The organism is Streptomyces sp. NPDC037013, from assembly GCF_055607265.1.
In genome coordinates, this window is record NZ_JBVJRV010000005.1 from 449,725 (window position 1) to 475,574 (window position 25,850).

Annotated in this window: 20 protein-coding genes; 14 read left to right on the plus strand and 6 right to left on the minus strand. The window is 74.5% G+C overall.

Annotated elements, in window-relative coordinates; all coding sequences use genetic code 11:
• Positions 1–135: 135 nt before the first annotated feature.
• From ACZ7DY_RS21010 to ACZ7DY_RS21020, 3 genes are all read right to left on the minus strand, one after another.
• Positions 136–1,518 carry an RICIN domain-containing protein gene (locus ACZ7DY_RS21010; RefSeq protein WP_471137428.1) on the minus strand — a complete coding sequence of 461 codons (1,383 nt, stop codon included), beginning with the start codon at positions 1,516–1,518 and terminating at the stop codon, positions 136–138.
• Between the two features lie 5 nt (positions 1,519–1,523).
• Positions 1,524–3,146: a peptidoglycan-binding protein gene (locus ACZ7DY_RS21015; RefSeq protein ID WP_471137430.1), complete on the minus strand. Its 1,623-nt coding sequence runs from the start codon at positions 3,144–3,146 to the stop codon at positions 1,524–1,526.
• A gap of 112 nt (positions 3,147–3,258) precedes the next feature.
• Positions 3,259–6,732: an AfsR/SARP family transcriptional regulator gene (locus tag ACZ7DY_RS21020; RefSeq protein WP_471137432.1), complete on the minus strand. Its 3,474-nt coding sequence runs from the start codon at positions 6,730–6,732 to the stop codon at positions 3,259–3,261.
• A 399-nt stretch (positions 6,733–7,131) separates the two neighbouring features.
• Here ACZ7DY_RS21020 and ACZ7DY_RS21025 point away from each other — a divergent pair, with 399 nt between their 5' ends.
• The 13 genes from ACZ7DY_RS21025 (at position 7,132) to ACZ7DY_RS21085 (ending at position 22,840) form a co-directional block, all read left to right on the plus strand.
• Entirely contained in the window at positions 7,132–8,730 is a 1,599-nt protein-coding gene (locus ACZ7DY_RS21025) for a phage tail sheath family protein (protein WP_471137433.1), read from the plus strand.
• Positions 8,731–8,792: 62 nt separating this feature from the next.
• The gene (locus ACZ7DY_RS21030; RefSeq protein ID WP_205040150.1) at positions 8,793–9,236 is read left to right on the plus strand and encodes a phage tail protein; all 444 of its coding nucleotides are present in this window, start codon (positions 8,793–8,795) and stop codon (positions 9,234–9,236) included.
• A complete protein-coding gene (locus ACZ7DY_RS21035) occupies positions 9,236–9,685 on the plus strand; it encodes a hypothetical protein (protein ID WP_471137435.1) in 450 nt (149 codons plus the stop codon). The genes ACZ7DY_RS21030 and ACZ7DY_RS21035 overlap by 1 nt, the downstream gene beginning before the upstream one ends.
• Positions 9,682–9,840 (plus strand): DUF6760 family protein, encoded by a 159-nt coding sequence (locus tag ACZ7DY_RS21040; RefSeq protein ID WP_362342012.1) that lies wholly within the window; start codon positions 9,682–9,684, stop codon positions 9,838–9,840. Before ACZ7DY_RS21035 ends, ACZ7DY_RS21040 begins: the two co-directional genes overlap by 4 nt.
• Before the next feature lie 3,626 nt (positions 9,841–13,466).
• Positions 13,467–13,880: a hypothetical protein gene (locus ACZ7DY_RS21045; protein WP_471137437.1), complete on the plus strand. Its 414-nt coding sequence runs from the start codon at positions 13,467–13,469 to the stop codon at positions 13,878–13,880.
• A gap of 80 nt (positions 13,881–13,960) precedes the next feature.
• Positions 13,961–14,398 carry a phage tail protein gene (locus tag ACZ7DY_RS21050; RefSeq protein WP_471137439.1) on the plus strand — a complete coding sequence of 146 codons (438 nt, stop codon included), beginning with the start codon at positions 13,961–13,963 and terminating at the stop codon, positions 14,396–14,398.
• 1 nt (position 14,399) lies between these two features.
• Positions 14,400–15,155, plus strand: coding sequence for a CIS tube protein (locus ACZ7DY_RS21055; protein WP_471137441.1), 756 nt, complete (start codon positions 14,400–14,402; stop codon positions 15,153–15,155).
• Entirely contained in the window at positions 15,152–17,071 is a 1,920-nt protein-coding gene (locus ACZ7DY_RS21060) for a VgrG-related protein (RefSeq protein WP_471137443.1), read from the plus strand. The genes ACZ7DY_RS21055 and ACZ7DY_RS21060 overlap by 4 nt, the downstream gene beginning before the upstream one ends.
• A gap of 12 nt (positions 17,072–17,083) precedes the next feature.
• A complete protein-coding gene (locus ACZ7DY_RS21065; RefSeq protein ID WP_471137445.1) occupies positions 17,084–17,497 on the plus strand; it encodes a GPW/gp25 family protein in 414 nt (137 codons plus the stop codon).
• A 6-nt stretch (positions 17,498–17,503) separates the two neighbouring features.
• A complete protein-coding gene (locus tag ACZ7DY_RS21070) occupies positions 17,504–19,465 on the plus strand; it encodes a putative baseplate assembly protein (RefSeq protein WP_471137447.1) in 1,962 nt (653 codons plus the stop codon).
• Positions 19,462–20,097, plus strand: a complete 636-nt coding sequence (locus ACZ7DY_RS21075) for a phage tail protein (RefSeq protein WP_471137449.1) — start codon at positions 19,462–19,464, stop codon at positions 20,095–20,097. The genes ACZ7DY_RS21070 and ACZ7DY_RS21075 overlap by 4 nt, the downstream gene beginning before the upstream one ends.
• A 2-nt stretch (positions 20,098–20,099) precedes the next feature.
• Positions 20,100–21,356, plus strand: a complete 1,257-nt coding sequence (locus ACZ7DY_RS21080; protein WP_471137451.1) for an NADase-type glycan-binding domain-containing protein — start codon at positions 20,100–20,102, stop codon at positions 21,354–21,356.
• Between the two features lie 74 nt (positions 21,357–21,430).
• On the plus strand, positions 21,431–22,840 hold the full coding sequence (locus ACZ7DY_RS21085) for a PucR family transcriptional regulator (RefSeq protein ID WP_471137453.1): 1,410 nt from the start codon (positions 21,431–21,433) through the stop codon (positions 22,838–22,840).
• Here ACZ7DY_RS21085 and ACZ7DY_RS21090 read toward each other — a convergent pair.
• A complete protein-coding gene (locus ACZ7DY_RS21090) occupies positions 22,804–23,670 on the minus strand; it encodes an SGNH/GDSL hydrolase family protein (protein WP_471137454.1) in 867 nt (288 codons plus the stop codon). The two genes, ACZ7DY_RS21085 and ACZ7DY_RS21090, sit on opposite strands and share 37 nt — an antisense overlap.
• Positions 23,671–23,880: 210 nt before the next feature.
• Positions 23,881–24,804, minus strand: a complete 924-nt coding sequence (locus ACZ7DY_RS21095; RefSeq protein ID WP_471137456.1) for an LLM class F420-dependent oxidoreductase — start codon at positions 24,802–24,804, stop codon at positions 23,881–23,883.
• Positions 24,805–25,050: 246 nt separating this feature from the next.
• Between ACZ7DY_RS21095 and ACZ7DY_RS21100 the strand changes: the two genes are divergently transcribed.
• Positions 25,051–25,320, plus strand: a complete 270-nt coding sequence (locus ACZ7DY_RS21100; protein WP_471137458.1) for a hypothetical protein — start codon at positions 25,051–25,053, stop codon at positions 25,318–25,320.
• 32 nt (positions 25,321–25,352) lie between these two features.
• Here the strand turns inward: ACZ7DY_RS21100 and ACZ7DY_RS21105 are convergent, their stop codons facing one another.
• Positions 25,353–25,832, minus strand: coding sequence for a DUF6099 family protein (locus ACZ7DY_RS21105; RefSeq protein ID WP_471137460.1), 480 nt, complete (start codon positions 25,830–25,832; stop codon positions 25,353–25,355).
• Positions 25,833–25,850: the final 18 nt, after the last annotated feature.

The window sequence follows — 25,850 nt, forward strand, 5'->3', positions numbered from 1 at the left end:
GGGGCGTTGGGGGGGCACAGCAGGGGGGACTGGTTCTGGTTGTGGGGGCCCTTCCCTGGGAGGAGACCGAGGAGAGAGGGGCCAGAAGGGTGCGGCGGGGTCGCGAAGGTGGCCCCCCGCCGCCGCATCGGCGTTCTACTCGGGCCAGTCGGAGATCGTCCAGCCCATGCTCTTGCTGTTGTCGTCGCACTTCCAGGTGACCGCGCTGGTGTCGTTCTGCATGTCGACGAGGCACTCGCCGGAGCCGACCGCGACGATCCGGGTCATCCCGTCGGGGCGCTGCTCCAGCCGCCACTTCTGGTTGTCGGGCAGCCGGCCGGACCTGATGTTCTCCGCCGGGGCGTGGAAGATCTGGGCGATGTTGGTGTTCACCTTCTGGTCCAGGACGGTGCCGGGCGCGCTGGCGGGCTCCAGGGCGTAGGTGTCGGACTCCGGGTAGTGGTGGAGGATCCAGTCCTGGTTCTTGCCGAACTCGTCGGTGAGGGCGGGGTTCTGTCCGACGTAGGTGCCGTCGGCCTTCTCGCCCTTCTTGACCTCCAGGTACCAGCCGCCGCCCTCGCCGCTGCGGATCGTGTGCGTCTTCGGGCCCTTGGGCTTGTCGTCCTTCTTCTCCTCGCCGCCCCCGCCGCCGCCCTTCGGCGCGTCGTCCTTGTCCTCGGCCGGCGGCGGAGGCTCCTCCTTCTCCTCCTTGCTGGGGCTCGCCGACGGGCTCGGCGCGGGTTTCATGCCGTCGCCCTGCGGAAGCCGCTGCTGGCTCCCCTGCTTCTCCCTGGCCTGGGTGGACATGGCCGGCTTGTGCTGGAACCACATCACGGCGAAGGCGATGCCGAGTGCGAGCAGGACCGAGCACACCGCCATCGCCCAGCGCGGGATCACCGAGGGCTGGACGTACGTGCCGCGCAGCTCCACCGGCTCGGGCACGCCGGCCCGGAGCACGGAGACGGTGAACGGGTGCTTGCGGGTGCCGCCGACCCAGCTCACCGCGCCGGGCTTGACGCGCAGGGCGGCGAACTGGGCGCGGCCCGGGGCGACCTGGACCGAACCCGGCTCCGCCTCGACCTCGAGCTCCTCGCCGTTCTCCCGGCCGGAGAAGGAGGCCGTCAGCTGCTGGTTGCCGAGGTTGTCGACGGCCACCGACGCCTTGGCGCCGAGCCGGCCGCGTATCACCAACGGCAGCAGCTCCGAGCGGAGTTCGGCGAACGGTCCGACGGTGACCTGGCCCTCGGCCACGTCCACCGTGTGCGGGGCCTCGCGGGGCTGCACGCGGACACCGAACGGGGTCGGGCCCGCCTGGGCGTCCGGCGTCCTGGGCGGCGCGAACTCCACCTGGGCGGTGCCCTCGGCGCCCGGATACAGGCGCAGCACGTCGGGCTGTACGCGGGACCAGCCCGCCGGGGCGCCGACCACCTGGAGGCGGTACTCCTCCACGGTGTCGCCGGTGTTGCGCACGCGCAGCCGTACGCTCGCGGTGGAGCCGGGCTCCACGGTGGTCGCGGAGGGTTCGAGCGACGTCCACATGCCGCTCACCGCCCCGCCACGCCCGGGTTGTGGACACTGCCGCCGACGAGCGCACGCAGGGTGGCGCTGTCGGCGACGCCGGTCGCCGGGAGGCCGACGGACACTTGGTACTCCTTGATGTGGGCAGCCGTGCTGCTGTTGTATCGGGCGGTCGTGGGCGGGGTGCGGTCGTTTTTGAAGTAGGCGACGCCGTGTTCGGCGTAGCCGCGGTCGCGGTCCAGGTCCTTGTCGCTGATACCGGCCTGCGAGGCCCACCAGAACGCCGCCTGCAACTGCACGACCTGCCAGTTGTCGGCGCCGGACCGCACGTCGTCGGGGCGGATGCCCTGCGCCCACAGGGATGTCAGGGTGGCGCGGCCGAGGGTGCCCTCGGGGTCGGTGGCGAAGATCTGGGCGGTGTTGTGGCCGGAGTTGCGGCCGGTGCGGACCACGGCCTTCTGGTAACAGACCAGTTTGGCCTCGGTGTTGGCGTCGATGACGCCGGGCGTCCAGTGGCCGCCGAGCGTGCACGGGTAGCGGGAGCCGAGGGCGGCGAGACGCCGTTGGGCGTACTCGACCACGACGTCCGAGGTGTAGCCGCGCCGCCAGGGCGGCCCCGAGCGGGTCGCCTCACCGCCGCCGTTGTCCGATGCCGGCCGCTCGGCGCCGCCTCCGCCGCCGGTGGAGCCGCCGGCGGGACTCTTCTCGTCCCCGCCGCCACCGCCACCGCCGCCGCCCGTGCCACCGCCGCCGCCGGAGCCGGAGCCCGTGCCGCCGTCGGTCCTGCCACCGCCGCCGCCCGCCTTCTTCCCGGGCGGCGGCGGGGCGTCCGAGAGCTCGTCCTTCTCGCCGCCCTGCGGGGCGGCGGCGGGCGCGGCGCCGGCCTGGTTCTCGCGCGTCGAGCCGTTGACGTCGGGCGCGTAGGAGAACCAGATCACCAGGAACGCGACGCACAGCGCGGCGAGCACGCTGCCGAGCGCGAGCAGCGCGCGGGGCAGGACGGGCCGCTGGTCGAAGCTGCCGGGCAGTTCGTGGGCCTGCTCGTCGCCGGACCTGCGCACCGAGACGGTGAAGGGGTGCGGCTGTGCGTCCCCGGTCCACCGCACCCGGTGCGGGCGCATGGTGACGTTCGCGAAGACGGCGCGTCCCGGCGCGACCTGGACGGCGGTGGGCGTCACGTCGAAGGCCAGCCGGTCGGCCTCGTCACGGGGGGCGAGGGTCGCGGTCAGCGGCGTGTTGCCGAGGTTGTCCACCGCGACGGCGGCCCGGCCGCGGAAGCGTCCGACGACGGTCGGCGGCAGCAGTTCGGCCCTGATCCGGGTGAACGGCGCGACGGTGACCTGGCCCTCGACGACGTCGCGGGACTCGGGCTGTTCGCGGGGTTCGACGCGGATGCCGTACGGGGCGGGGCCCGCCGGGGCGTCCGGTGAGCGGGGCGGGGCGAAGGAGATCTCGGCGGTGCCCTCGCTGCCCGGGTAGAGCCTGAGGACCTCCGGTTCGACGCGGGACCAGCCGGCGGTGGGGCCGACGACCGAAAGGCGGTACTCCTCGACCGTGTCTCCCGTATTGCGTACGCGAAGCCGTACGGTCGCTCGGCCACCGGGGTCCACGGTCACCGCGGCCGGGTCAAGGGAGTTCCACCACGTCATACGGGCACGGTAAAGGGCACGCCCCTGCCTCTCCTTGTACGAAAGGGCGACGTCAAGGGCAGCCCGGTCTGCCCTGGCGAACGGCCCCGCGCACCACCCGGCGCGCGACCGGTCAGCCGTGTGCCGTCAGTACCGCTCCCGGGGCCCCGCAACGCGGCTGCCACTTCGCGAGGAGTTCGGCGATCTCCGCCGCCTCCAGGGCTCCGCGCCGCTCCATCACGCGGAGCGCGATGCGCAGCGCCGCCCTGGCCCGGTCGAGGTCGCCGAGGGCGAGGAGGGCGCGGCCGCGGGCGGCCATCGCGAGGGCGTGGCAGAACGCGTCGCCCAGCTCGCCCTCCACCGCGAGGGCCGCGTCCGCGCACTTCACGGCCTCGCCGGCGCGGCCCTGGGCCAGTTCGCAGTAGGCGATCCTGGCCCAGCACAGCGCCTCCCAGCGGGGGTTGCGGGCCCGGCCGTGCAGCCTTTGGGCCTCCCGCAGGTGTTCCGCGGCCTCCGCCGGGCGGCCGTCGCGCAGCAGTGTGCAGCCCGCCTGGTAGAGGACGTGCGCGAGGGTGGAGGTGCTGCCCGACTCGCGTGCCTGGCGCACCGCCACGACGAGCGCGGTGTCCGCGTCGGTGCGCCGGCCCAGGCTGACGTAGGCCCGCGCCATGTGGGACAGGATGCGGACCCGGTCGCCGTCTCCGCCGAGCTCGCCGAACCTGGCGTAGGCCAGCCGCAGTTGTTCGAGCGCCTCCTCGTAGCGGCCCTCGCCCATGAGGACGATGCCCAGTTCGTGGCTGCCCTCGGCGCCGACCAGCGGGTCGCCGCAGGCCTCCGCGAGGTGCAGGCTCTCGCGCAGCGCCAGCTCGGCGCGGCCGTAGGTCTCGGTGCCGTAGTGCGGGGCGCCGAGGAGTCTCAGCGCGCGGGCCGCGGAGCGGTCGTCGCCGTGGGCGCGCGCGGTCCGCAGCGCCAGTTCGGCGAGCGGCTCCAGGTCGCGGTGGCGTGCGGTGCCCACGATCAGGTGCGACCAGGCGGTGAGCAGGTCGACGGTGGGGCGCAGGCCGGGCGGGCCGTCGGGGGCGGCACAGGCGCCGGTGTCGGCGTCGGGGATGTGCCGCAGGGCGTTCTCCGCGGCGTCGCACAGCCGGGAGTGCGCGACGACCAGCCAGTCGCGGGCGGCGGCCTCGTCCGGCAGCACCTTGCCCTCGGAGGCGGGGCTGTGCAGCAGCTGGGGCAGCACGCTGTGCGGTTTCGTGCGGCGGATCACGGTGATGACGGTGGCCAGCACGTAGTCGAGGAAGCGCAGGCGGGCGTCGGCACGTTCGCGGGCGCTCTCCAAGCGGTCGCACTGCCGGCGCGCGAAGAGCCGCACCAGGTCGTGGAAGCGGTAGCGGTCCTCGCCGTGCAGCTCCATCAGGCCGGCGTCGACGAGGCGCTCCACCGCGCACTCCGCCTCTTCGTCGGGGATGTCGAGGAGCGCGCCCGCGGCCCCCCGGCAGAAGGACGGCATGTAGCAGAGGGAGACGATGCGGAAGGCGCGGGCGAGTTCCGGTTCGAGGGCCTCGTAGCCGAGCCGGAAGCTCGCCTCGACGCCGAGGTCGTCGACGCGCAGCTCGTCCAGCCTGCGGTGCTCGTCGCGCAGGCGTGCCGTCAGGTCGGCGAGGGAGCGGCCCGGCCTCGCGGCGAGCCGGGCAGCGGCGATCCGGACGGCGAGGGGCAGCCCGCCGCAGACGGCGACGAGTTCGCGGGCGGCGGCCGGCTCGGCGGCGACGCGCTCGGCGCCGACCATGGCGCGGAGCAGGCCGAGCCCCTGCGGCTCGTCCATCGTCTCGACGTCGACGAGGCGCGCGCCGGGCAGGGTGATGGTCCGGGAACGGCTGGTCACCAGGACCGCGCAGCCCGGGGTGCCGGGCAGCAGGGGCCGCACCTGGGCGGTGTCGCGCGCATTGTCGAGGAGGACGAGGACGCGGCGCCCCGCGAGCAGGGAGCGGTACAGGGCGGTCTGCTGGTCGAGGCCGTCCGGGACGGCGCTCTCGGGGATGCCGAGCGCGCGCAGGAAGCCGGTGAGCGCGCCGCCGCTGTCCACCGGCGCCGGGTCGGCGCCGCGCAGGTCCACGTAGAGCTGCCCGTCGGGGAACGCCTCGCGTAAGGCGTGCGCGGCGTGCACCGCGAGCGCCGTCTTGCCGACGCCGCCGAGGCCGGTGAGGGTGGCCACGGCCATCGCGCTGCCGGACGCGGCGGTGCGCAGCGTCTCGGTCAGCTGCCGCACCTCCGCCTCGCGGCCGGTGAAGTCGGGGACGTCGGGCAGCAGTTGTGCGGGGGTGAGGGGCGCGGGGGCCGGGGCGCGCAGCGGGTTCGGGGCCTTCGTCCCGAGGGGTGTCAGGCGTTCCGCGGCCGACGGCAGGGACCGGGGGCGGGAAAGGGGGACGGTCGGCGCGGGTTCCGGGTCGGGGAGCAGCCTCGGGGCCGCCTGTTCGGCGGCGGCCAGGCGCGCGGGGGCGGCGCTCCAAGCGCCGTCCCGCTCCTGCCCGCGGGCCGCCCTGGCCTGCGCGGCGTCCTGGCGTCCGCGTCCGGCCGTCCGCCGGCGCTGCTCACCGACGCGCGGCGCCAGCAGGTGCAGCGCAGGACGCGATCCGGGCAGCGGCCCCGGGCCGGGCCGCGCTTCCTGCTGCGCTCCGGGCAGCGGGGGGACGGCCGCCGGGAATGGTGTCCCCTTCAGCAACCCCTCGTACAGGGTGGTGAGTTCCTTGCCCGGGTCGACGCCGAGCTCGGTGGCGAGGGTGCGGCGCGTGGTCTCGTACACGGCGAGGGCGTCCGCGCGGCGTCCGCCCCGGTACAGGGCCAGCATCAGCAGGGCCTGGGCGCGCTCGCGCAGCGGGTGCTCGGCCGCGAAGACGCTCAGCGGGGCGGTGGTCTCGCCGTGGCAGCCCAGTGCGAGCGCGCAGTCGAAGAACTCCTCCTGGGCGGTGACGGACAGCTCCGAGAGGCGGTCCCGCTGGCGGCAGGCGTAGGGGCCGGGCAGACCGGCCAGCGGGGCGCCGTCCGACAGGGCGAGCGCGGCCGTCAACTCGGCGTAGGCCTCGCCCTGTTCTCCGGCGGCGCGCATCGTACGGGCCGCGGTGAGGCGGTCCTCGAGCTCGGTCGCGTCCAGGGAGCCGCGCGGCAGCCGCAGGGCGTAGCCGTCGCCCGCGGAGACCAGGAGCCGGGCGGGTTCGCGGGCGCGCCGGTCCGGTTCGAGGAGGGCGCGCAGCCGGGAGACGTACGTGCGCAGCGTGCCGACCGCCCGCAGCGGCGGCTCCTCGCCCCACAGCGCGTCCACCAGTTCGGCCGCGGTCACCGGGTGGCCGCCGCGCAGCAGCAGCGCCGCCAGGGTCGCGCGCTGCTGGGGCGGTCCGAGTGTCAGGGGCCGGCCGTCGCGCCAGGCCCTGACCGGTCCGAGGACCTGGAACCACAGCGTCCCGCCCGGCTCGTCCCGGCCGGCCGCGCTCCCGCCGTCCCGGCCCGGACGGCCGCCCGCGTCCTCCGCGTCGCCCCGCATCGTCAGCCCGCACCCCTTGCCCCGTGACGCACCTCGAAGTGCCCGTTCGTACTGGTCACGGATGACCATACGCACCAAACGTTACGTCAGCCGCGCAGGTCGCCCGGCTCCACCGGGTCCTGGCACCCCCATGTTGACCAGCTATTGACGCTGCGGACACGGCGGGCGGGGCATATGCGCCACGGAGCGCTCACATCCGGCCGGACGCCCGGCCGTCCCCGGCCCGTGGCCGCCGCCGGTGACCGGACGGGCAACACGCGGGGAACCGCCGTGCTCGGATCGGGTGCCGCCGCGCATCTCCCGGCCCGTGGGGGCCGCCGGGCGGCTGAACGGGCAGCGGCATCTGCCCTCGTTGACGTCCGTCCGTCTCTACGCACCGGTGCGCGCGTGGGACATCGTCGACACGGTACGAACCCGTGCCGGCTGTGCGCCGGTCCCGCTCGCCCTCGAACCTTGGAGCACAGCAGCATGCCCAACTACCTGTCCCCCGGCGTCTACATCGAGGAAGTCGCCAGCGGTTCGCGCCCCATCGAAGGGGTCGGCACCTCTGTGGCGGCCTTCGTCGGTCTCGCGCCGCGGGGACCGCTCAACGAGCCGACGCTGGTGACCAACTGGTCCCAGTACGTGGCCGCGTTCGGCGAGTTCACGGACGGGTACTACCTGGCGCACTCCGTGTACGGCTTCTTCAACAACGGCGGCTCGGCCGCGTACATCGTGCGGGTCGGCGGCACCGACGGCGACGAGCCGCAGCGGCAGCCCGCGGGCTCCGCGCAGGCGCAGGCCCAGGCACCCAAGGAGCTCACCGCCGGTGAGCCCGTCGCGCTCGGCGGCTTCACCGTGTCGGCGATCACCGCGGGCAGCTCGGACGGCGGCGCGCTCACCGTCGAGGTGCAGGACGGCGAGGGCGAGAGCGCCGCCGACCGCTTCAAGCTGGTCGTCAAGGACGGCGACAAGGTCGTCGAGAGCTTCGACGTCAGCACGAAGAAGACCGCGCGCAACTACGTGGTCACCCAGGTCAGGCAGCGTTCCAAGACCATTGTCCTGGAGGAGGCCGCGGCGGGCGGGCAGCTCGCCAAGCCCGACGCGCAGACCGTGACGCTCGCCCCGCCGGCCCCCGCCGCGCCGGCCGTGCCCGCCTCGAACGGTGCCGTCTCCCGCGTGGAGACCGCCCAGTTCATCGGCGACTCCGCGGACCGCACCGGCTTCGGCGGCCTGGAGGCCCTCGACGAGGTCAACATGGTGGCGGTGCCCGACCTGATGGCCGCCTACCAGCAGGGCCTGATCGACGAGGAGCAGGTCAAGGCGGTCCAGCTCGGCCTCATCTCGCACTGCGAGCTGATGGGCGACCGGATGGCCATCATCGACCCGCCGCCGTCGCTCAACGCCCGCCAGGTCCGCCAGTGGCGGCAGGAGCTGGCCGGCTACGACTCGCGCTACGCCGCGCTGTACTACCCGTGGATCAAGTCCTTCGACCCGGCGTCCGGCCAGTCGGTGGTCGTGCCGCCGTCCGGTCACATGGCCGGCGTCTGGGCGCGCAACGACGCCGAGCGCGGTGTGCACAAGGCGCCCGCCAACGAGATCGTGCGCGGCGCCGTCGACCTGGAGCTGCAGATCACCCGCGGCGAGCAGGACCTGCTCAACCCGGTCGGCGTGAACTGCATCCGCGCGTTCCCCGGCCGCGGCATCCGCGTGTGGGGCGCCCGGACGATGGCCTCCGACCCGGCGTGGCGCTACCTGAACGTGCGCCGCTACTTCAACTACCTCGAGGAGTCCATCCTCATCGGCACCCAGTGGGTGGTCTTCGAGCCGAACGACCACGCCCTGTGGGCGCGCATCCGCCGCAACGTCTCGGCGTTCCTGGTCAACGAGTGGCGCTCGGGCGCGCTGTTCGGCTCGCGCCCCGAGGACGCGTTCTACGTGAAGTGTGACGAGGAGACCAACCCCGCCGAATCCGTCGACCTCGGCCGGGTCGTCTGTGAGATCGGCATCGCGCCGGTCAAGCCCGCCGAGTTCGTGGTGTTCCGGCTCGCGCAGTTCTCCGGCGGGGGCGGCGAGCTGGAGGAGTAGACCGACGCCCGACCCGATTCAGCCCCAGCCAGCCGCACGTACCGCAACAGGAGTGAACCCCCTTGTCCCTTCAGCCCGGTGACGCCCTCACCACACACAATTTCGGCCTGCAGATCGACGGTGTCATGGTCGAGTACCTGCAGGAGGTCAGCGGCCTCTCCATGGAGCAGGACGTCATCGAGTACCAGCAGGTGTCGGCCGACGGAAAGCCCGTCGTGAAGAAGATGCCCGGCGTGAAGAAGGCCGGCGAGTGCACGGTCACCCGCGGCATGACGCAGAGCCCCGTCTTCAGCGAGTGGATCAACAAGTCCATCGCGGGCGACATGGGTTCGGCCCGCAAGAACGCCACGATCATGATGATGGACTACCAGAACAGCCCGGTGAAGCGGTACAACCTGCGCAACGCCTGGTGCAGCAAGGTGGAGACCAGCGGGGTCAAGGCCGGCGACGCCGCCGCGCTGACCGAGCAGGTCACCATCGTCTTCGAAGAGCTGGTCATCGAATAATGCGGCGCGAGGGCCCGGCGGGGGCGGGAGCGGGGACGGTGGCTCCGGGGGCGACCCCGGGGGCGGGCGACCGCGAACCGCTGCGCACGGAATTCGAGTTCGAGCTGCCGCGCGGCTTCGTGGACGAGTCCGGCACCGTGCACCGCAACGGCGCGATGCGGCTCGCGACGGCACGGGACGAACTGGTGCCGCTGCGGGACGTCCGCGTCCGCGAGAACCCCGCCTATCTGTCCGTGGTGCTGCTCGGCCGGGTCATCACCCGGCTGGGCACCCTCGGCTCCGTCCACGACGGCACGGTGGAGAACATGTTCGCCTCCGACCTGGCCTTCCTCCAGGACTTCTACCGGCAGATCAACGCGGAGGGCCACACCCGGGCGGCCGTGGCCTGCCCGCACTGCTCGGAGTCCTTCGAGGTGGAGCTGGCCGGGAGCCGCCTGGGGGAATCGTGACGTACGCGGCCGACCGCATCGAGGAGGAAGTCGCGTACCTCGCCTACCACTTCCACTGGGGCATGGACGACATCCTCGACCTCGAACACGCGGACCGGCGCGCGTACGTGGCGCGGACCGCCACCTTGGTGGAGCAGGCGGAGGCGAGGCAGTGACAGGTCGGTGAGGCGGACAAACGGTCGGTGAGTCGAGGTAAGTGATGGGCTTGTTCAGGTGGCGACGGGGGTCGCGGGGCGACGCGGGGGCGCCGGGGGCGCCGGGGGTCTCGGGGGCTTCAGAGGTCTCGGGGGCTTCGGGGGTCGCGGAGGCTTCGGGGGCCTCGGGGGCTTCAGAGGTCTCGGAGGCGGGGGTGCCGGGGTTCGGTGCGTCCGGGTCCGGGGCATCCCGCTCCGGGGGTTCCGGGTCCGGTGCGTCCGGGTCCGGTGCGTCCCGCTCCGGGGGTTCCGGCTCCGGTGCGTCCCGCTCCGGGGTGTTCGGGGCGGGGGCGTCCGGGTCCGGTGGTTCCGGGTCCGGTCCGGTGGGCCAGGGTGCGGCGGATCTGGGGGCTTCTGGTGCCGGGGCCGTGGGCCCGGGTGCCGACGCGTCCGGGGCGCAGGCCGCGCCGGAGGGCGGTTTCGGTGGCGGCGGATGGGCCGCCCTGCCGCCGGTCCAGCGTGTCCTCTCGACGCCGCGACCCATCGCGGAACAGCGCTTCGGCGCGATGCTCGCCACTCATCAGAACCCGTCCTTCGGCGGCGAGTTGGGGCACGCGGTACGGGCTTCCGCGCCCGGCGGCCTGCTGCGCGACGTCCTCACCCCAATCGCCGGCAACCCGGGCAACCTCGACCTGCCGTCGCTGCGGCTGCCTGTGCGGGGGCGGGAAGAAGGTTCGGGGGGCCAGACCGGGGCCGAAGCCGGGGTTGGAGTTGGGGCTGGTTCTGGGCTCGGGGCTGGGGCCGGTTTTCGGGCTGGGGCTCGGACTGCGGACCGGGCTGGGGCTCGGCCTGGGGTCGGGGATCGGTCTGCGGCCGGGGCTGGGCCTGGAGTCGCGTCCAAGGCTGGGGCGGGAGCTGAGGCCGGGTCGGGGGCCGAGGTCCGGCCCGAGGCCGGGTCGAGGTCCGGGGCCAAGTCGGGGCCCGGGGCCGAGTCGGGGGCCGAGGCCAAGTCGGGATCTGCCAACGCGAAGTCTGGGGTCCAGTCGGGGCCCAGGGCCGGGACGGGAGCCGAGGGCGCGTCGCGGTCCAAGGGCACGTCGCGGTCCGGGGGCACGGCGGCACCCAGCGCCGGGACGGGTTCCAACGCCTCGTCGGCGCCCAGCGCCGGGACAGGCCCCAGTGCTTCGTCGGCGCCCAACGCCAGGACAGGATCCAGCACCACGTCAGCTTCCAACGCCCGGACTGGACCCAGCACCTCGTCGGCGCCCAGCGCCAGGACGGGGCCCAGCACCACCTCGGCGCCCACCGCCGGGACAAGGCGCAGCGACCCGTCAGCTTCCACCACCAGGACTGGACCCAGCACCACGTCAGCGCCCACCGCCGGGACAGAGCCCAGCACCACGTCAGCGCCCACCGCCGGGACAGAGCCCAGCACCACCTCGGCGCCCACCGCCAGGCCGGGATCCAGCGCCACATCAGCTTCCACCACCAGGACTGGATCCAGTGCCACGTCGGCACCCGACACCAGGACGGGCCCCAGCACCACGTCGGCGCCCAGCGCCAGGACGGGGCCCAGCACCACGTCAGCGCCCACCGCCGGGACAGAGCCCAGCACCTCGTCGGCGCCCACCGCCGGGACGGGGCCCAGCACCACCTCGGCGCCCACCGCCAGGCCGGGATCCAGCGCCACATCAGCTTCCACCACCAGGACGGGACCCAGCGCCACGTCGGCGCCCAGCGCCGGGACGGGGTTCGTGGCCAGGGCCGTCGCCGAGGCCGAGGCCGGGGCGGCGTCCAGGGCCGGGTCGGGGCCCGCGCCCCGGTCGGCGTCCGGGGCCAAGTCGGCGTCCCAGGCCGGTTCGGGGCCCGGAAGTCGGTCAGGAGCCGAGGCCGAGGCCGGGTCGGCTTCCGGGGTCGGTGGTACGGCGAGTGAGTCCATCTCCTCGTCCGCCTCCACCTCTCCCTCTGCCTCCTCCACCTCTCCCTCGTCCGCCTCCCCTGCATCTCCCTCTGCCTCCTCCACCTCTCCCTCGTCCGCCTCCCCTGCGTCTCCCTCCGCGTCCTCTTCCTCCCGTTCCCCTGCCTTCCGTGGCGGGTCCCCCGCTCGAACCGCGGCTACCGGCTCGTCCGCGCCCGGCGCGCCGGGTCCCGTCACCCCGCGCGCCGGTTCCCCCGCGGCCTCCGGGTCCCCGGCAACGCCCGTGCAGCGGGCGACCGCGCGGCCCGCGCGTGCCCAGGCCGCGTCGAACCCCGCCCCTCGCGGCAACAGCACGGAATCCGCCCCGGCCGACAGGCCGTTGAGCGGAGCGACACCTCCACTCTCGGGTACGGGGACGACCCCCGAGCCGGTCGCGGACCGACCCGTACAGTCGCGCCCCCAGACCAATGGGCAGCCGCCGCGTACCCATACCCACACGGACACGTCCCCCGCGCCGCAGCCGAAGCCGCGTGACGGAGGCCGCTCCACCGGTACGCCCGTGACGGCGCCCGCAGCCGACGGCTCCCCCGCCGTGCAGCGCGCCGCAACCACGCCTGGTCACTCCCCGCACGCCTCCGAGTCCGACCGCCCCTTGGCCACCCAGCGCACCACCAGCAACCCGCTCACCGGCGCGGCGGACGCCCCGGATTCCCCCGCCGAGACGGGAACTCCGCAGCGGGCCCGGCACGTTTCCAGGAAGGCCGCCGTTCCCGTCGTACGGCGTGCGCGTACCGGACGCTCTCCGCTCGTGTCGGCGGTGCCCGACGTGGTGCCGCAGCGGCAGGTGTTCCCCGTCGGGACCACCCGTGCGGCACCGACCCCGACCGGCACCTCCCCCTCCACCACTTCGACTTCCTCCACGCCGGACGCCGACACCCGCGTCCGGCCCACAGATGTCCCCGGGTCGGCTTCCCCCGCCGGCCCGGGGGCTCATGCCGCCTCGGCGGCCACGGACCCCGTCGCTGTGCGGGCGAATTCCCCCGTTCAGCCCGTACAGCGACGGCCTCTCGTACGCCGCGTCCGGCGCACGCAGGACGACGGCACCAGCACCACACCCGCACCCGCCCCCGTCCCGGCCCCGGCCCCTTCCAAGGGGCTCGGCCTCGGTCAGCCGCTGAGTCAGCCGCCTGCGGCGGACGCCGTACCGGCACCGCAGAGCCGTCCCCGCCGGTCCCCGATCGGCGCACCGGTCACTCCCGTACGGAAGGCCCAAGCGACCCAGGCCGCCGCACCGGCACCCACCACGGGTCCCACACCCGCGCCCGAGCCCGCGACCACGCCCCCAGAGCCCTCGCCGTCACCGGAACAGCCCCGCCCCCACCTCGTCCCGCTCCCCGTCGTACCCGTCAACCGCCGTATCGCGCCCGGGAGTTACCGTCCCGCCGCGCCCGGCCCCGCGCGCCCCCGCCCGCTGGCTCCCACCCGGGGCCTGACCGTCCCGGCCACGGAGACGGAGCAAGCGGCGGCGACCACGACCCCGGCACCCGCGCGGACCCACGCCCAGCCGCCACTGGCACAGGCGCCCACCCCCGTACCGCTCCAACCTTCCGCGCAAGCCGGGCCCCGACGCCCCGGGAGCAGTGGCACAAGCAGCGCCGCCCGCCCCGCGTCCGTCGCCCCCGTCGTCGTACCGCTGGCGAAGCCCGCCGGCGCCGCGTCCCCGCGTGCCGTGCCCGCTCCGGGCCCCGCCCCCGTGCGCCCGTCGGCCCCGGCCGTCCAGCGCAGGGCCGCCGCCGCTCCCGCCCAGCAAACCGCCCCGCAAGCCGCCCCGGCCCAGACGCCCCAGCACGCCCCCGCGCCGCAGCGGTCCACCACCGTCGCCCGCAGCCACAGCGGAGGCACCGCACCGGCGTCCTCCGCCGCCACGAACACCGCCGTCAGAACCCCCGCCCAGGCAGGCCCCACCACCGGGTCCGGGTCCGCCTCCGGGGCGGACAGCGATTCCGGTCCCGCCTCCCAATCGTCGCCCGCCGAACTCGACGACCTCGCCCGGCGTCTGCTGGCCCCCCTCTCGCGGCTGCTCCGTGCGGAGCTCCGCAGTGACCGTGAGCGGCTCGGGCGGCTCCGCGACCACGGACGCTGACCCGCTACCCGCTGCCCGCCCACCGCCCTCGCGGCCCCGAAGCCCCCTCCGCACCGATCGCCGATCCAGGAAGAAATCCCATGCCCTCGCCCCAGGACCCAGGCTCGACCGTCTTCTTCAAGCTCACCATCGACGGCCAGGACCTCGGCCTGTTCAACGGCTGCGACGGGCTCTCCTCCGAGGTGGAGGTCGAGCAGCGGCAGGAAGGCGGCAACAACGGGTTCGTCTGGCAGCTGCCCACCCGCGTGACGTTCTCCACCATCCGCCTCACCCGGCCCCTGACCAAGGACACCTCCCGCGTCGCCTCCTGGATCTCGTCCATCGCGACCGGGATCACGCGGCCCACCGCGCAGATCGCGGCGTTGCGGGCGGACGGTTCCGTCGTCGCCCAGTGGGGGCTCGTGGAGGTGCTGCCGGTGCGCTGGCAGGGGCCGAGCCTGAGTCCGGACAGCCCGGCCGTGGCGACGGAGACGCTGGAGATCGCGCACCACGGGTTCACCGACGCGGGAGGTGCCTGAGATGGCCGCGCCGACCGGCGGCAAGGCCGGGGCGAGCCTGGTCCGTGCCCGGCTCGCGATCCACCAGCCCCCCACCGACCTCGGCGGTTCGATGGGCGGGCGGATCGGTGAGGTGGAGTTCCAGTTCAATCCGACGCAGCTGCAGCTGGGGCGGTCGGCGGAGTGGCGCACGCAGCACGCGGTCGCCTACACGCGCGGCGCCCCGCCCAAGTTCACCGGTGCCGCTCCCGCCACCCTCCAGCTTGAGGTCTTCCTCGACTCCTCCGGCACCCCCAACTCGGGGAAGGTGCAGAAGCAGGTGGAGCTGCTGCTCTCCTGCTGCGAGGTGACGCCGCAGAGCCTCACCTCCAAGCGTCCTTCGCCGCCCTGGGTGCGGTTCTCGTGGGGGTCCTTCAACACCGTGCAGTTCGTGGCGTACGTGACCAACGTCAGCGCCACGTACACCCTCTTCAACCCGACCGGCGAGCCGATCCGCGCCACCTGCTCGCTGGCGCTCACCGAGGTGGCGATGCCCACCAAGGGGCAGAACCCGACCTCCGGGGCGCTCTCCGCCCGCCGCGTGCACCGCACGGTCGCCGGTGACTCGCTGGCGTCGCTGGCCTGGCAGGAGTACGGGGACGCCACGCGCTGGCGGCTGATCGCGGAGGCCAACGACATCGACGACCCGATGCGGCTGCGGCCCGGCACCGAACTGCTGCTGCCCGCCGCCGACGAGGCGCAGCCCGTCCCCGCCACCGCGCACGTGGAGTCCGCATGACCGAGAAGACGTATACGAGCGTCCTGCACGCCGAGATCGGCGGATCCGTCCTGCCCGACAAGCTGGCCATGCTGCTGGTGGAGGGCTGGGTGGACGCCAGTGTGAACGTGCCGTCCGCCTTCCAGCTGACCTTCGCCGACACCGGCGGGGACATCCTGGAGAAGTTCCCGCAGATCAAGGTGGGCGCCAAGGCGGTCCTTTCGCCGTTCACCGACGGACGGCGCGGCAAGCCGATGCTGACCGGCGAGGTCACGGCTCTGGAGGTGGACGCGGACGGCGGCGGCAAGTCGCTGGTGATCCGCGGCTACGACCCGGGCCACCGGCTGCTGCGCAACCGCCGCGTGCAGGGCTACCCGAACATGACGGCGTCGGACATCGTGCGCCGGGTCGCCGGTCTGAACGGCCTGCGGCTCGGCACGATCGACTCCACGCCGACCGTCTACGAGCTGGCGACCCAGCCGAACACCACCGACTGGGACTTCCTGTCCCGCCTCGCCCAGGAGAACGACACCCACCTCTCCTTCGACGAGGACGGCAAGCTGTGCTTCGCGAAGCTCAAGCCCGCCTCGGGCGCGCCGTCGGACACGACGCCGGCCGCGCAGAGCCCGTACGTCCTTGAGTTCGGGCACAACGCGCTGCACAGCCGGGTCGCGGTGACCGCCGCCGGGCAGGTCGCCACGGCCGGGGTGCGCGGCTGGGACCTGCGGGCCAAGCGGGCCCTGTCCGCCCGGTCCCCGGCCGTCAGCAGCAAGGACATCGTCACCGACATCACCCCGGCGCAGCTCTCGCGGCCGTTCGGGAAGGCCGAACTGACCGACACCGGTACGCCGTACACGACGCAGGCCCAGGTCACGCATGCCGCGCGGGCGCTGGCCGACGACGTGGCGGGCTCCTTCGCGGAGGTCGAGGTGGCGGTCACCGGCAACCCCGAGCTGCGGCCGGGGCAGCCCGTGGCGCTGAAGGGTGCCGGGTTCCCGTTCGAGGGGAAGTACACGGCGACGGGGGTGCGTCATCTCTTCGAGTCGGGGCGGCAGTTCACGACGTGGCTGACCGTCTCGGGGCGGCAGTTCCGTTCGCTGTACGGGCTCGCCTCCGGCGGGGCGGACGCCGCGCCGCCGATGCCCGGCGTCGCCAACGCGCTGGTCAGCAACGCCAAGGACCCGCTCAGGCTGGGCCGCGTCAAGCTGCGCTTCCCGTGGCTCTCCGACACGTACGAGAGCGACTGGTGCCGTATCGCCCAGCTCGGCGGGGTCCGGGGCGGCGGCCTGATCCTGCCCGAGGTCGGCGACGAGGTGCTCGTCGCCTTCGACCGGGGCTCGCTGGAGCACCCGTACGTGCTGGCCGGGCTGTACAACGGCGTGGACAAGCCGACGCCCAACACGGACGGGCTGCAGCCGATCGACCCGACCAGCGGCCGCGTCAACTGGCGCTCGGTCTCCTCGCGCAGCGGTCACACCATGGAGCTGGTGGACGCCAAGTCCCGGATGAAGAGCGGCATCCGGCTGCAGACCGGCAACGGCCGCCTCACCGTCCACATGGACGAGACGCGCACCAGCGTGACGATCCGCAGCGACGGCTCGGTCTCCATCTCCGGGACCCGCAACGTCAGCATCAGGGCGGGCGGCAACCTGTCGCTGACCGCGGGCGGTTCGCTGACGATGAGCGCGGGCGGCGCAGTCGACATCAAGGCGGGCGCGAAGTTCGGCGTCAACGCGGGCGGCATGGCCGACATCAACGCGACCGGCGTCGTCAGCCTCAAGTCGGCGGGCGCGGTCGCCGTGAACGCGGTCGGCGCGGTCTCCGTCACCGCGGCGGGCGCGGTCGCCGTCAACGCGGGCGCGGCGGCGGCCATCAGCTCGCCGGCCACCGTCGCGCTGACCGCACCGGCCGTCCTGCGCAACGGCATTCCGTTCTAGGGGGGGACAGAGATGAGTGAGCAGTTCGTCGGGGCGGGCTGGACGTTTCCGCTGCGCATCGACGCGGGCGGCGGCATCGCGCTGGCGCGGCGCGAGCGGGAGATCGAGGAGTCGATCCGGCTCGTCCTCGCGACGGCGCCGGGCGAGCGGCCGATGCGGCCCGAATTCGGCTGTGCCGTCCACGACCTGGTGTTCGCGCCGGTCAACGAGGCGACTGCGGGCCGCATCCGGTACGAGGTGCGCTCTTCGCTCGACCGCTGGGAGCCGCGCATCGAGGTCCTCGACGTCGAGGTCAGCCCGGCGCCCGACGACCCGTCCGTCCTTTTCATCGACGTGAGTTACAGCGTGCGGGGCACCAACAACCCGCGCAGTCTCGTCTTCCCCTTCTACGTGATCCCGTCCACGGAATCAGAGAGCGGAGTCTGAAGTCCGATGGCCCTGCCCGCCCCTCACCTAGACGACCGGCGCTTCCAGCAGTTCGTCGACGACGCCAAGCGCTACATCCAGCAGCGCTGCCCGGAGTGGACCGATCACAACGTCTCCGACCCGGGTGTCACCCTCGTCGAGGCGGTCGCGCACATGGCCGACCAGATCGTCTACCGCCTCAACCGGGTGCCGGAGAAGAACCACCTGGCCTTCCTCGACCTGCTCGGCGTCACCCTCTTCCCGCCCTCCGCGGCCCGCGCGGACGTCACCTTCTGGCTCTCCGCGCCCCAGCCCGAGCCGGTGGTGCTGCCCGCGGGGACGGAGGTGGCGACCAGCCGCACCGAGACGGAGGAGGCGGTGGCCTTCGCGACGGAGGCGGATCTCACCGTGGTCCCCTGCGAACTGTCGGCCGTCCTGCGCCAGGAGGACGGCGGGACGCCGCAGGACTGCGGGCAGGACGTCTTCGGCGGCCGTGACGTGGCGGTCTTCGCGGCCTCCCCGCGCCCCGGCGACACCCTGATGTTCGGGCTGAGCGCCGCTGTGCCGCGGTGCGCGGCCGTGCTGCAGCTCGACAGCCGGGTGGACGGCGTGGGCGTCGACCCGCGCCAGCCCCCGCTGGTCTGGGAGGCGTGGACGGCGGACGGCTGGACGGAGTGCGAGGTGGACGAGGACACCACCGGTGGCCTCAACCGGCCCGGCGAGGTCGTCCTGCACGTCCCGGCCGGCCACATCGTCTCCCGGGTGGGACGCCAGGAGGCGGGGTGGCTGCGCTGCCGGGTCACCGAGGCCGCCAAGGGCCAGCCGTTCTACAGCGCGTCGCCGACCGTGCGGTCCGCCGCCGCCTTCACCATCGGCGGCACCACCGTCGTGGCCCACGCCGACGTCGTGCGCGACGAACACCTCGGCGACTCCACCGGGGTGCCCGGGCAGCGCATGCGGCTGGCCCAGGCGCCGGTGGTCGCCGACCGGCCGCCGCTGGTCCTCGAGGTCTCCGACGGCGAGGACTCCGGCTGGCACGCGTGGCAGGTGGTGGAGCACTTCGCCGCCTCGGGCCCCTACGACCCCCATGTCACGCTGGACGCGACGACCGGTGAGATCGCCTTCGGGCCCGCCGTGCGCGAACCTGACGGCACGCTGCGGCAGTTCGGCGCGGTGCCCGCCAAGGGTGCGGCGATCCGCGCGAGCCGGTACCGCACGGGCGGCGGGCGCGCCGGCAATGTGGCGCGCGGCGCGATCCAGGTGCTGCGCAGCTCCATCCCGTACGTCGCCCGGGTGGAGAACAGGGAGGCGGCCCGCGGCGGTGTGGACGGCGAGACCGTGCAGGAGGCCAAGGTCCGCGCGCCGATCGCGCTGCGCGCGCAGGAGCGGGCGGTGACGGCCCGCGACTACGAGGAGCTGGCGCGCCGCGCGGCCCCCGAGACGGCCCGGATCCACTGCCTGGCCGCGGAGTCCGCGGAGGTCGGCGAGAACGCGGTGCGGGTCCTCGTCGTCCCGCAGGCCGTGCCGGACCGGGGCGGCCGGCTCCGCTTCGAGCAGCTGGTGCCGGGCGAGGAACTCCTCTCCCGGGTCACCGACTTCCTGGACGACCGCCGCCCGCTGGGCACCCGGCTCTCCGTCGGACCGCCCTACTACCAGGGCGTCACCGTCGTCGCCACGCTGCACTCCTTCCGCGCGGCGCAGGCCGAGCGGGTGCGCGCCGAGGCGCTCGACGCGCTCTACGCCTACCTGGACCCGCTGACCGGCGGGGCGCACGGCGAGGGGTGGCCGTTCGGCCGCCCGCTGCGGGCCGGCGAGATCTTCGCCGCGCTCCAGCGCGTGCCCGGCGTGGAGCTGGTCGACGAGGTCCTCCTGCACCCCGCCGACCCGCTGACCGGCCGCCGGGGCGATGCCACCGACCGCATCGAACTCGCCCCGTCCGCGCTGCTGTTCTCCTTCGACCACCGCGTCCGCGTCATCGAGGCACGATGACGGCGGGCACGGGGAGCGTGGGGCTGCGCAAGCCGGCGGCGCCGGGCGTGGCTCCGGCGGCTTCGCCGGGGTCGAGCCGCGGGTCTCTGCCGGGCCTTGGCTCCGCCCATCCGCTCGGGGAGCAGCTGCCCGCCGTCTTCGCCGACGACGACTTCGCGCTGCGCTTCGTCTCCGGCCTCGACGTGGTGCTGGCGCCCGTCTTCACCGTCCTGGACTGTCTGGAGGCGTACTTCACGCCCGCGCTGACGCCCGAGGACTTCCTCGGCTGGCTGACCGACTGGGTCGGCACGGAGATCGACGGGACCGAGCCGCTGGCGATGCGCCGCCACGCGGTGGCCTCCGCCGTCGGCCTGCACCGGGTGCGCGGTACCCGCCGCGGTCTCTCCGCCGCCGTCGAACTGGCCTTCGGCATACGACCGGAGATCACCGAGAGCGGTGGGGCGACCTGGTCGGCGCGGCCGCTCGGCGCCTTCCCCGGCACCCCGCGCCCCGCGCTCCGCGTGGTCCTGCGCGTACGCGACCCCGCCTCGGTGGACCCGCACCGCCTGCGGGCCGTCGTCGCGGCGGCCCGCCCCGCCCACCTCCCCTTCACGGCCGAGGTGACCGCCACACCTTCCCCTGAAGGGACCTAGCAATGCCCGAGCAGCCCGAGATGGACGAGATGTCGAACTCCCCCGCCCCCACGCGCCCGTGCCCCGAGTGCGGCACCCCGGCCCGCCAGCACGGCCAGTCCTTCTGCGACTCGTGCGGCGCGTTCCTGCGCTGGGACACGCCCGCCACGCCGGTCGGCCCGACGAGCGCCCCCGACGCCGCGCCCGGGGCCGGCCCCGACCGCCCCGACCCGGCGCCCGGCGCCGCGCAGGGACCGCACCCGGCGGCCCCGGACACCGCCCGGCCCGCCCCCGCCCCGTCGGCCGCGCCCCGTCAGCAGAACGGCCAGGGGGGAGCGCCCGGTTCCACCGACACCACCGTGCCGCTCCCGTCGGCCGGCGCCCCGGAGCCGCCCGCCGCCGCCCCGCAGGCCCCCTCGTCGTCGTCCCCTTCCGACACGGCGATACGGTCCCTGCTCGTGCCCGTGCCGGACGCCTCGGGGGCCGCCGCCCCGCCGGAGACGCCGGGCGGTGTGCTGCCGGGCCGGCCCGAGGCGGCGCGGCCCCGGGTGCGGCAGGCCGCCGTGCCCGCCGAGCCCGAGGGGGGCGCGCCGTGCCCGAGCTGCCGGACGCCCAACGCTCCCCGCCGGAACTTCTGCCGCAACTGCGCGAGCCCCCTCAAGGACTCGGCCCTCCCGTCCGCCGAGGGCCCGTACGCCGGGCAGCGGCCCCGGCTGCACCGGGACCGCACCCGCTGGATCGCCCGGGCCGTGGGCGTCGCGGTGGTCGCGGGGCTCGTGGTCGGCGGGATCTTCGGCGGCCCGCCCGCCGCCCGTGCCATCCAGGACCACTTCGCCAAGCGGGTCCCCGTGCACCCCACCAGCTACAGCGCGTCGCACGCCGCCCCCAAGCAGGCGGCCAAGCTCGCTTTCGACGGGTACTCCAACACCTGGTGGGGGACCGGTTACGCGGGCGACTCGGCGGGCCAGTGGGTGCAGGCCGACTTCGGCCAGCCCACCGACCTGCTCAATCTGCTGATCACCCCCGGCACCTCGCCGCGCACCGCGCAGGCCGCCGAGCAGGCGAGGCCCATGGAGTTCGACCTGGTGGTCAGCGATTCGGCGGGCAAGGTGCACACGATGCACCGCCGGATCAACGACGGCGGCGTGCAGAAGGTCGACGTCCGCGTGCGGAACGCGGTGAGCGCCCGGCTGGTGCTGCGCTCCGCGTACGGCGCGGCCAAGAACCGCCAGGTGGCCGTGGCCGAGCTGGAGTTCTTCGGCCGGTCCACCGGCCAGTAGGGCGCCCGCCGCCGTGCCGTCGTCCGGTCGGCCGGGCCCTGACCGGACGGCCCCCGACCGGTTAACCTCCGACGGTGGCCGACCGGACGACGCGCGATTCCTTCACGATCGGCGGCAGGGCGCTGCACGAGCGCCTCGCCGCCGCCCTGCCCGACTACGCCGACCTGGTGCTCGCCGAACTGACCGCCCGCGTACCCGAGTACGGCCTGCTGCCGAAGGAAGAGCTGGGCGGCGACATCCGGCGGGTCATCGAACAGACCCTGCGCTCCTTCGTCGACGTGCTGCGCACGAAGCGGTTGCCGGCCCGCGAGGAGCTGGACTTCCTGCGCGAGTCCGCCGCCCGCCGCGCCGAGGAGGGCATCCCGATCGACGTGGTGCTCACGGCGTACCACGTGGGGATGCAGGTGATGTGGGAGGCGCTGACACCGGAGGTGCGGCCCTCTGACGTCGTCGACGTGATGGCCGCGAACACACTGGTCCTGCGCTATCTGGAGCTGGTCGCCCCGGCCGTGGGCGCGGGCTATCTCGACGAGCGCCAGGCGCAGTTCGACGACGAGCGTTCCGCGCGGGACACGCTCTTCTCCGCCCTCGTGGAAGGCACCCCGGCCGAGGCCGCCGCGGCCCGTGCCGGGCTGCGGCTCGCCCCCGCCTATCTGGTCCTCGCCCTCGCGGTGGGCCCGCACCCCGACGAGGCGGCGGACGGCGTCGACCCCGCGGTGGCCGGGCGGCGCAAGCTCCGGCGGCTGCGCTCGGAACTGGAGCGGCAGACCGGCGGTCCCGTCCTGGCCTCCCTCACCTCGGAGGGCGGCATCGCGCTGCTGCCCCGCGAGGTGCCGGCCGACGGGCTGACGGCCGGTGACTGGGCGCGGCTGGCGCGGGTCGTCGCGGACGTGGGGCGGGCGGCGGGGGCCGAGGTCACCGTGGGCGCCGACGCGGCCGGGCCCGAGGAGGTGGCACGGGCGGCGGTCACCGCGGGCGAGGTCCTCGACGTCGTACGCGCCACCGGCCGCCCACCGGGCCTGTACCGCCTCGACAACGTCCTGCTCGCCTACCAGCTCTCCCGCCCGAGCGCGGCCCTCGACCGGCTCGCCGCCCTGCTGCGGCCCCTTGAGGGCGACGACGAGTTGCTCCGCACGCTGGAGGTCTATCTGCGGTCCGGGAGCCGGCGCCCCGCCGCCGCCGAGCTGCACGTCCACCCCAACACGGTCGACTACCGCCTCCGCAAGATCGCGGAGCTGACCGGCCTCGACCCGACACACACGCCCGACGTCCCCCTGCTGCACGCGGCCCTCGCGACCCGCGTGACGTGTACGGGGTCGGGGTCGGCGGGGTTGGCGGGCTCGGGTACGCCAGGTGCGGCGGGCGCGGTGGGCGCGGCCGGCGTCGGGGCCGTCGCACCCGCCCCCGGCGTCCCGGCCCCAGCCCCGTCCCCGACCCCACCCTCATCTCACCGCTCCGCCGCCGCGGCGACGGCCCGGCCGTAGACCGCCATGCCCTGCTCGTTCGGGTGCAGCGGGGCCGCGGCGTGGGCGGGGACGAGTCCCTCCAGGTAGCGGTCCTGCGGCGCCGCGCAGATGTCGTGCCCGACGGTCAGGGCGGCTACGTCGACGAAGCGCGCGCCGCGCCGCTCGGCCTGGTCGCGGGCCGCCGCGCTGATCTTGTCCATGACGCCCTGCAGATAGTCGCCGTCCCGCCCCCAAACGGGCTGCTCGGGGTGGCAGCCGCCCTTGCGGATGTACGTCCCGTACCCGGTGACGACGATCGTCGCGTGCGGGGAGCGGCGTTCGATCTCGTCGAGCGCCGCGCCGAAGGTCGGCGCCCACCGGGCGACCGCCTCGGCGAGCCGGTCCTTGCCGCCCACCGTGAGCCGGTCCGCGCAGGAGACGCCGAGGGGTTCGGGGAGGAAGTTGAGGCAGCCGAGTGCCTGCTGGAAGAGGCCGCTGTCATTGGCCCCGACCGTGACCGAGACGACGTCGGTGCTCTTCTTCAGTGCGTCGAACTGCGGCGGCAGCACTCCGAGCCTGCGAGCGGTGAAGTCCTTGGTCACCGCCCCGGAACAGGTCACGTCGGTGAGGGTGGCGCCGAGCTCCCGTGCGGCCACCGCCGGGTAGTTGCGGTTCGAACGCAGGCACAGGAGGTTGACGTCCTGCCGCGGGATCAGTGGTCCCGCCGCCGCGGAGTCCCCCAGCGCCACGTACTCGACGCGTTCCCGGGGCGTCTGATCCGTGGCCTGGGCCGGGGTGGTCACGGCGGCGAGCGCCGCCCCCGCGGCCACCGCCGCGCATCCCGTGCCGAATCGTCCGCGCAGCCTCATACCGACCTCCGTCGTCGTCGCCCTGTGAAGTGCAGCGCCTCACATCCTGCGGGCCGGGCGGCCGGACGGAGCTGGAACGTACTCCAGAGTCGGCGGCCGCCGGTCATGAGAAATCACAGAGCCCCGCGGGTGATGAAGTGGCCGCCGGGCACCGGAGGGGTGAGCCCGGCGGCCACGTACAGGGGGCCGGCCGCGTACGGAGTCGTCCACCTACGACAGCTGCGACTGCACCTGCGAGGAGATGATCTCCAGGTGGTCCAGGTCGGCCAGGTCCAGGCACTGGAGGTAGATGCGGCTCGCGCCGATCGCCTCGTACCGTCCGATCTTGTCGACGACCTCTGCGGGTGAGCCCGCCAGGCCGTTCGCCTTGAGCTCGTCCACCTCGCGGCCGATCGCCGCCGCGCGCCGGGCGACCTCCGCGTCGTCCTTTCCCACGCAGACGACGAGCGCGCTGGAGTACACCAGATCGCCGCCCTTGCGCCCGGCCTGCTCGGCGGCGGCACGGACCCGGCCGAACTGGCGCTCGCTGTCCTCGACGGAGGCGAAGGGGATGTTGAACTCGTCGGCATACCGCGCGGCGAGGCGGGGGGTGCGGGTCTCGCCGTGGCCGCCGATCAGGACCGGCACCTTGGCCTGGGCCGGCTTGGGCAGCGCGGGGGAATCTGTGAGCTGGTAGTACTTGCCGTCATGGTTGAAGGTCTTGCCGGTCTCCGTCGCCCACAGGCCGGTGACGATCTCCAGCTGCTCCTCCAGGCGGGCGAACTTCTCCTTGGGGAACGGAATGCCGTACGCCTTGTGCTCCTCCTCGAACCAGCCCGCCCCCAGCCCCAGTTCGACCCGGCCGCCCGACATCTGGTCGACCTGTGCCACCTGGATCGCGAGGACACCCGGCAGGCGGAACGTGCCGGCCGTCATGAGCGTGCCGAGCCTGATCCGCTTGGTCTCGCGGGCGAGTCCGGCCAGCGTGATCCACGCGTCCGTGGGCCCCGGCAGGCCGTCGGACGAGCCCATGCGCAGATAGTGGTCCGAGCGGAAGAAGGCGTCGAAGCCCAGGTCTTCGGCGGCTTTGGCGACGGTGAGCAGGGTGTCGTAGGTGGCCCCTTGCTGGGGCTCGGTGAAGATTCGAAGATCCATGACTCCATCCTGCACGCTCGAACGCCCGTCGACCCCGCCGGTCCCGCCGATCCCCGACCGCCCCGGTCGGGTGAAAAACCGTCAACACGGGGGCGGCGCGCGCCCGCCCCAGTGACCCCGCCCCCGCGGTGATCGTTGGCTCGGCGGAGCCGGACCGGCCGGCCCCCGCGCCGGCGGCCGCCGCCGGTGCGTCGCCTGCGTCAACTGCCCTCCCGTCGTGGGAGGGCGAGGGCCGAGGAGGCCGTCATGTCCCAGGAAGCCGACCCCGAGCAGGAGGCCGCGCACGACCATCCCGTGCCCGCGCAGCAGGGCGCGCCCAAGGGCCTGCTGCAGCAGATGGAGGAGCTGATGGCAGCGCTCAACGCCGATCTGACGCAGCTCGACGCCGATCTGCAGCAGTCCGCGTCCCCCGGCGCGCCCTCGCCGGGCACCCCCTCCCCGGGCGCCCTGTCCATGAACACCACGCCGTCCCCCGGCTCCCGGCCGCGGGGCGAGGACGGGTCCGGCCGCTCCTGAGGGCCCCCGCGCTCCCCCGCTCTTCGGGCGCCTCACGACGGCCCCGCCGCCGAGTCGGGCTCGGGCAGACTCTCGTCCCGCACCGCGAGCCTGCGCAGCATTTCGAGGACCCGGTCCCTCGACTCGTCGGCGGCGTCGATCGCCTCCATGCACTGCCAGTACATCCCCTCCTCCGCGCCCATGGCGACGCCGACGAGCGCGATGCCGACCTCGCCGAGGAGGCTGCCGAGCCCGACCAGGACCTGCTGGGCGTCGCCGGTCTCCGTCAGCCGCGCGGCCCGTATGTCCTCCGTCCCCAGGCGCGGGGCGTCGAGGACCCCGCAGGCTCTGCCGCCGACCTCGCTCAGGCCCAGCGCCTCGCCCCGTAACTCGGGAGGGCCCGCGACCGCGAGGTGGCTGCCGATCGCCTGCGCGAGCGCCTGCGACTGCCAGACCTCCACGACGATGTCCGCGGGCTCCTGACTCCGTGCCAGAGCGCGGCGGTTCGCCTCGATGAGCCGCATCGCGTCCATGGCCGGCCCCCTCATCCC

Excerpts from the sequence above, each read along its gene's own strand:
- ACZ7DY_RS21010 (WP_471137428.1), bottom strand. The coding sequence starts at position 1,518 with ATGTGGACGTCGCTCGAACCCTCCGCGACCACCGTGGAGCCCGGCTCC.
- ACZ7DY_RS21015 (WP_471137430.1), bottom strand. The coding sequence starts at position 3,146 with ATGACGTGGTGGAACTCCCTTGACCCGGCCGCGGTGACCGTGGACCCC.
- ACZ7DY_RS21020 (WP_471137432.1), bottom strand. The coding sequence starts at position 6,732 with ATGGTCATCCGTGACCAGTACGAACGGGCACTTCGAGGTGCGTCACGG.
- ACZ7DY_RS21025 (WP_471137433.1), top strand. The coding sequence starts at position 7,132 with ATGCCCAACTACCTGTCCCCCGGCGTCTACATCGAGGAAGTCGCCAGC.
- ACZ7DY_RS21035 (WP_471137435.1), top strand. The coding sequence starts at position 9,236 with ATGCGGCGCGAGGGCCCGGCGGGGGCGGGAGCGGGGACGGTGGCTCCG.
- ACZ7DY_RS21050 (WP_471137439.1), top strand. The coding sequence starts at position 13,961 with ATGCCCTCGCCCCAGGACCCAGGCTCGACCGTCTTCTTCAAGCTCACC.
- ACZ7DY_RS21055 (WP_471137441.1), top strand. The coding sequence starts at position 14,400 with ATGGCCGCGCCGACCGGCGGCAAGGCCGGGGCGAGCCTGGTCCGTGCC.
- ACZ7DY_RS21060 (WP_471137443.1), top strand. The coding sequence starts at position 15,152 with ATGACCGAGAAGACGTATACGAGCGTCCTGCACGCCGAGATCGGCGGA.
- ACZ7DY_RS21065 (WP_471137445.1), top strand. The coding sequence starts at position 17,084 with ATGAGTGAGCAGTTCGTCGGGGCGGGCTGGACGTTTCCGCTGCGCATC.
- ACZ7DY_RS21070 (WP_471137447.1), top strand. The coding sequence starts at position 17,504 with ATGGCCCTGCCCGCCCCTCACCTAGACGACCGGCGCTTCCAGCAGTTC.
- ACZ7DY_RS21075 (WP_471137449.1), top strand. The coding sequence starts at position 19,462 with ATGACGGCGGGCACGGGGAGCGTGGGGCTGCGCAAGCCGGCGGCGCCG.
- ACZ7DY_RS21080 (WP_471137451.1), top strand. The coding sequence starts at position 20,100 with ATGCCCGAGCAGCCCGAGATGGACGAGATGTCGAACTCCCCCGCCCCC.
- ACZ7DY_RS21090 (WP_471137454.1), bottom strand. The coding sequence starts at position 23,670 with ATGAGGCTGCGCGGACGATTCGGCACGGGATGCGCGGCGGTGGCCGCG.
- ACZ7DY_RS21095 (WP_471137456.1), bottom strand. The coding sequence starts at position 24,804 with ATGGATCTTCGAATCTTCACCGAGCCCCAGCAAGGGGCCACCTACGAC.
- ACZ7DY_RS21100 (WP_471137458.1), top strand. The coding sequence starts at position 25,051 with ATGTCCCAGGAAGCCGACCCCGAGCAGGAGGCCGCGCACGACCATCCC.
- ACZ7DY_RS21105 (WP_471137460.1), bottom strand. The coding sequence starts at position 25,832 with ATGGACGCGATGCGGCTCATCGAGGCGAACCGCCGCGCTCTGGCACGG.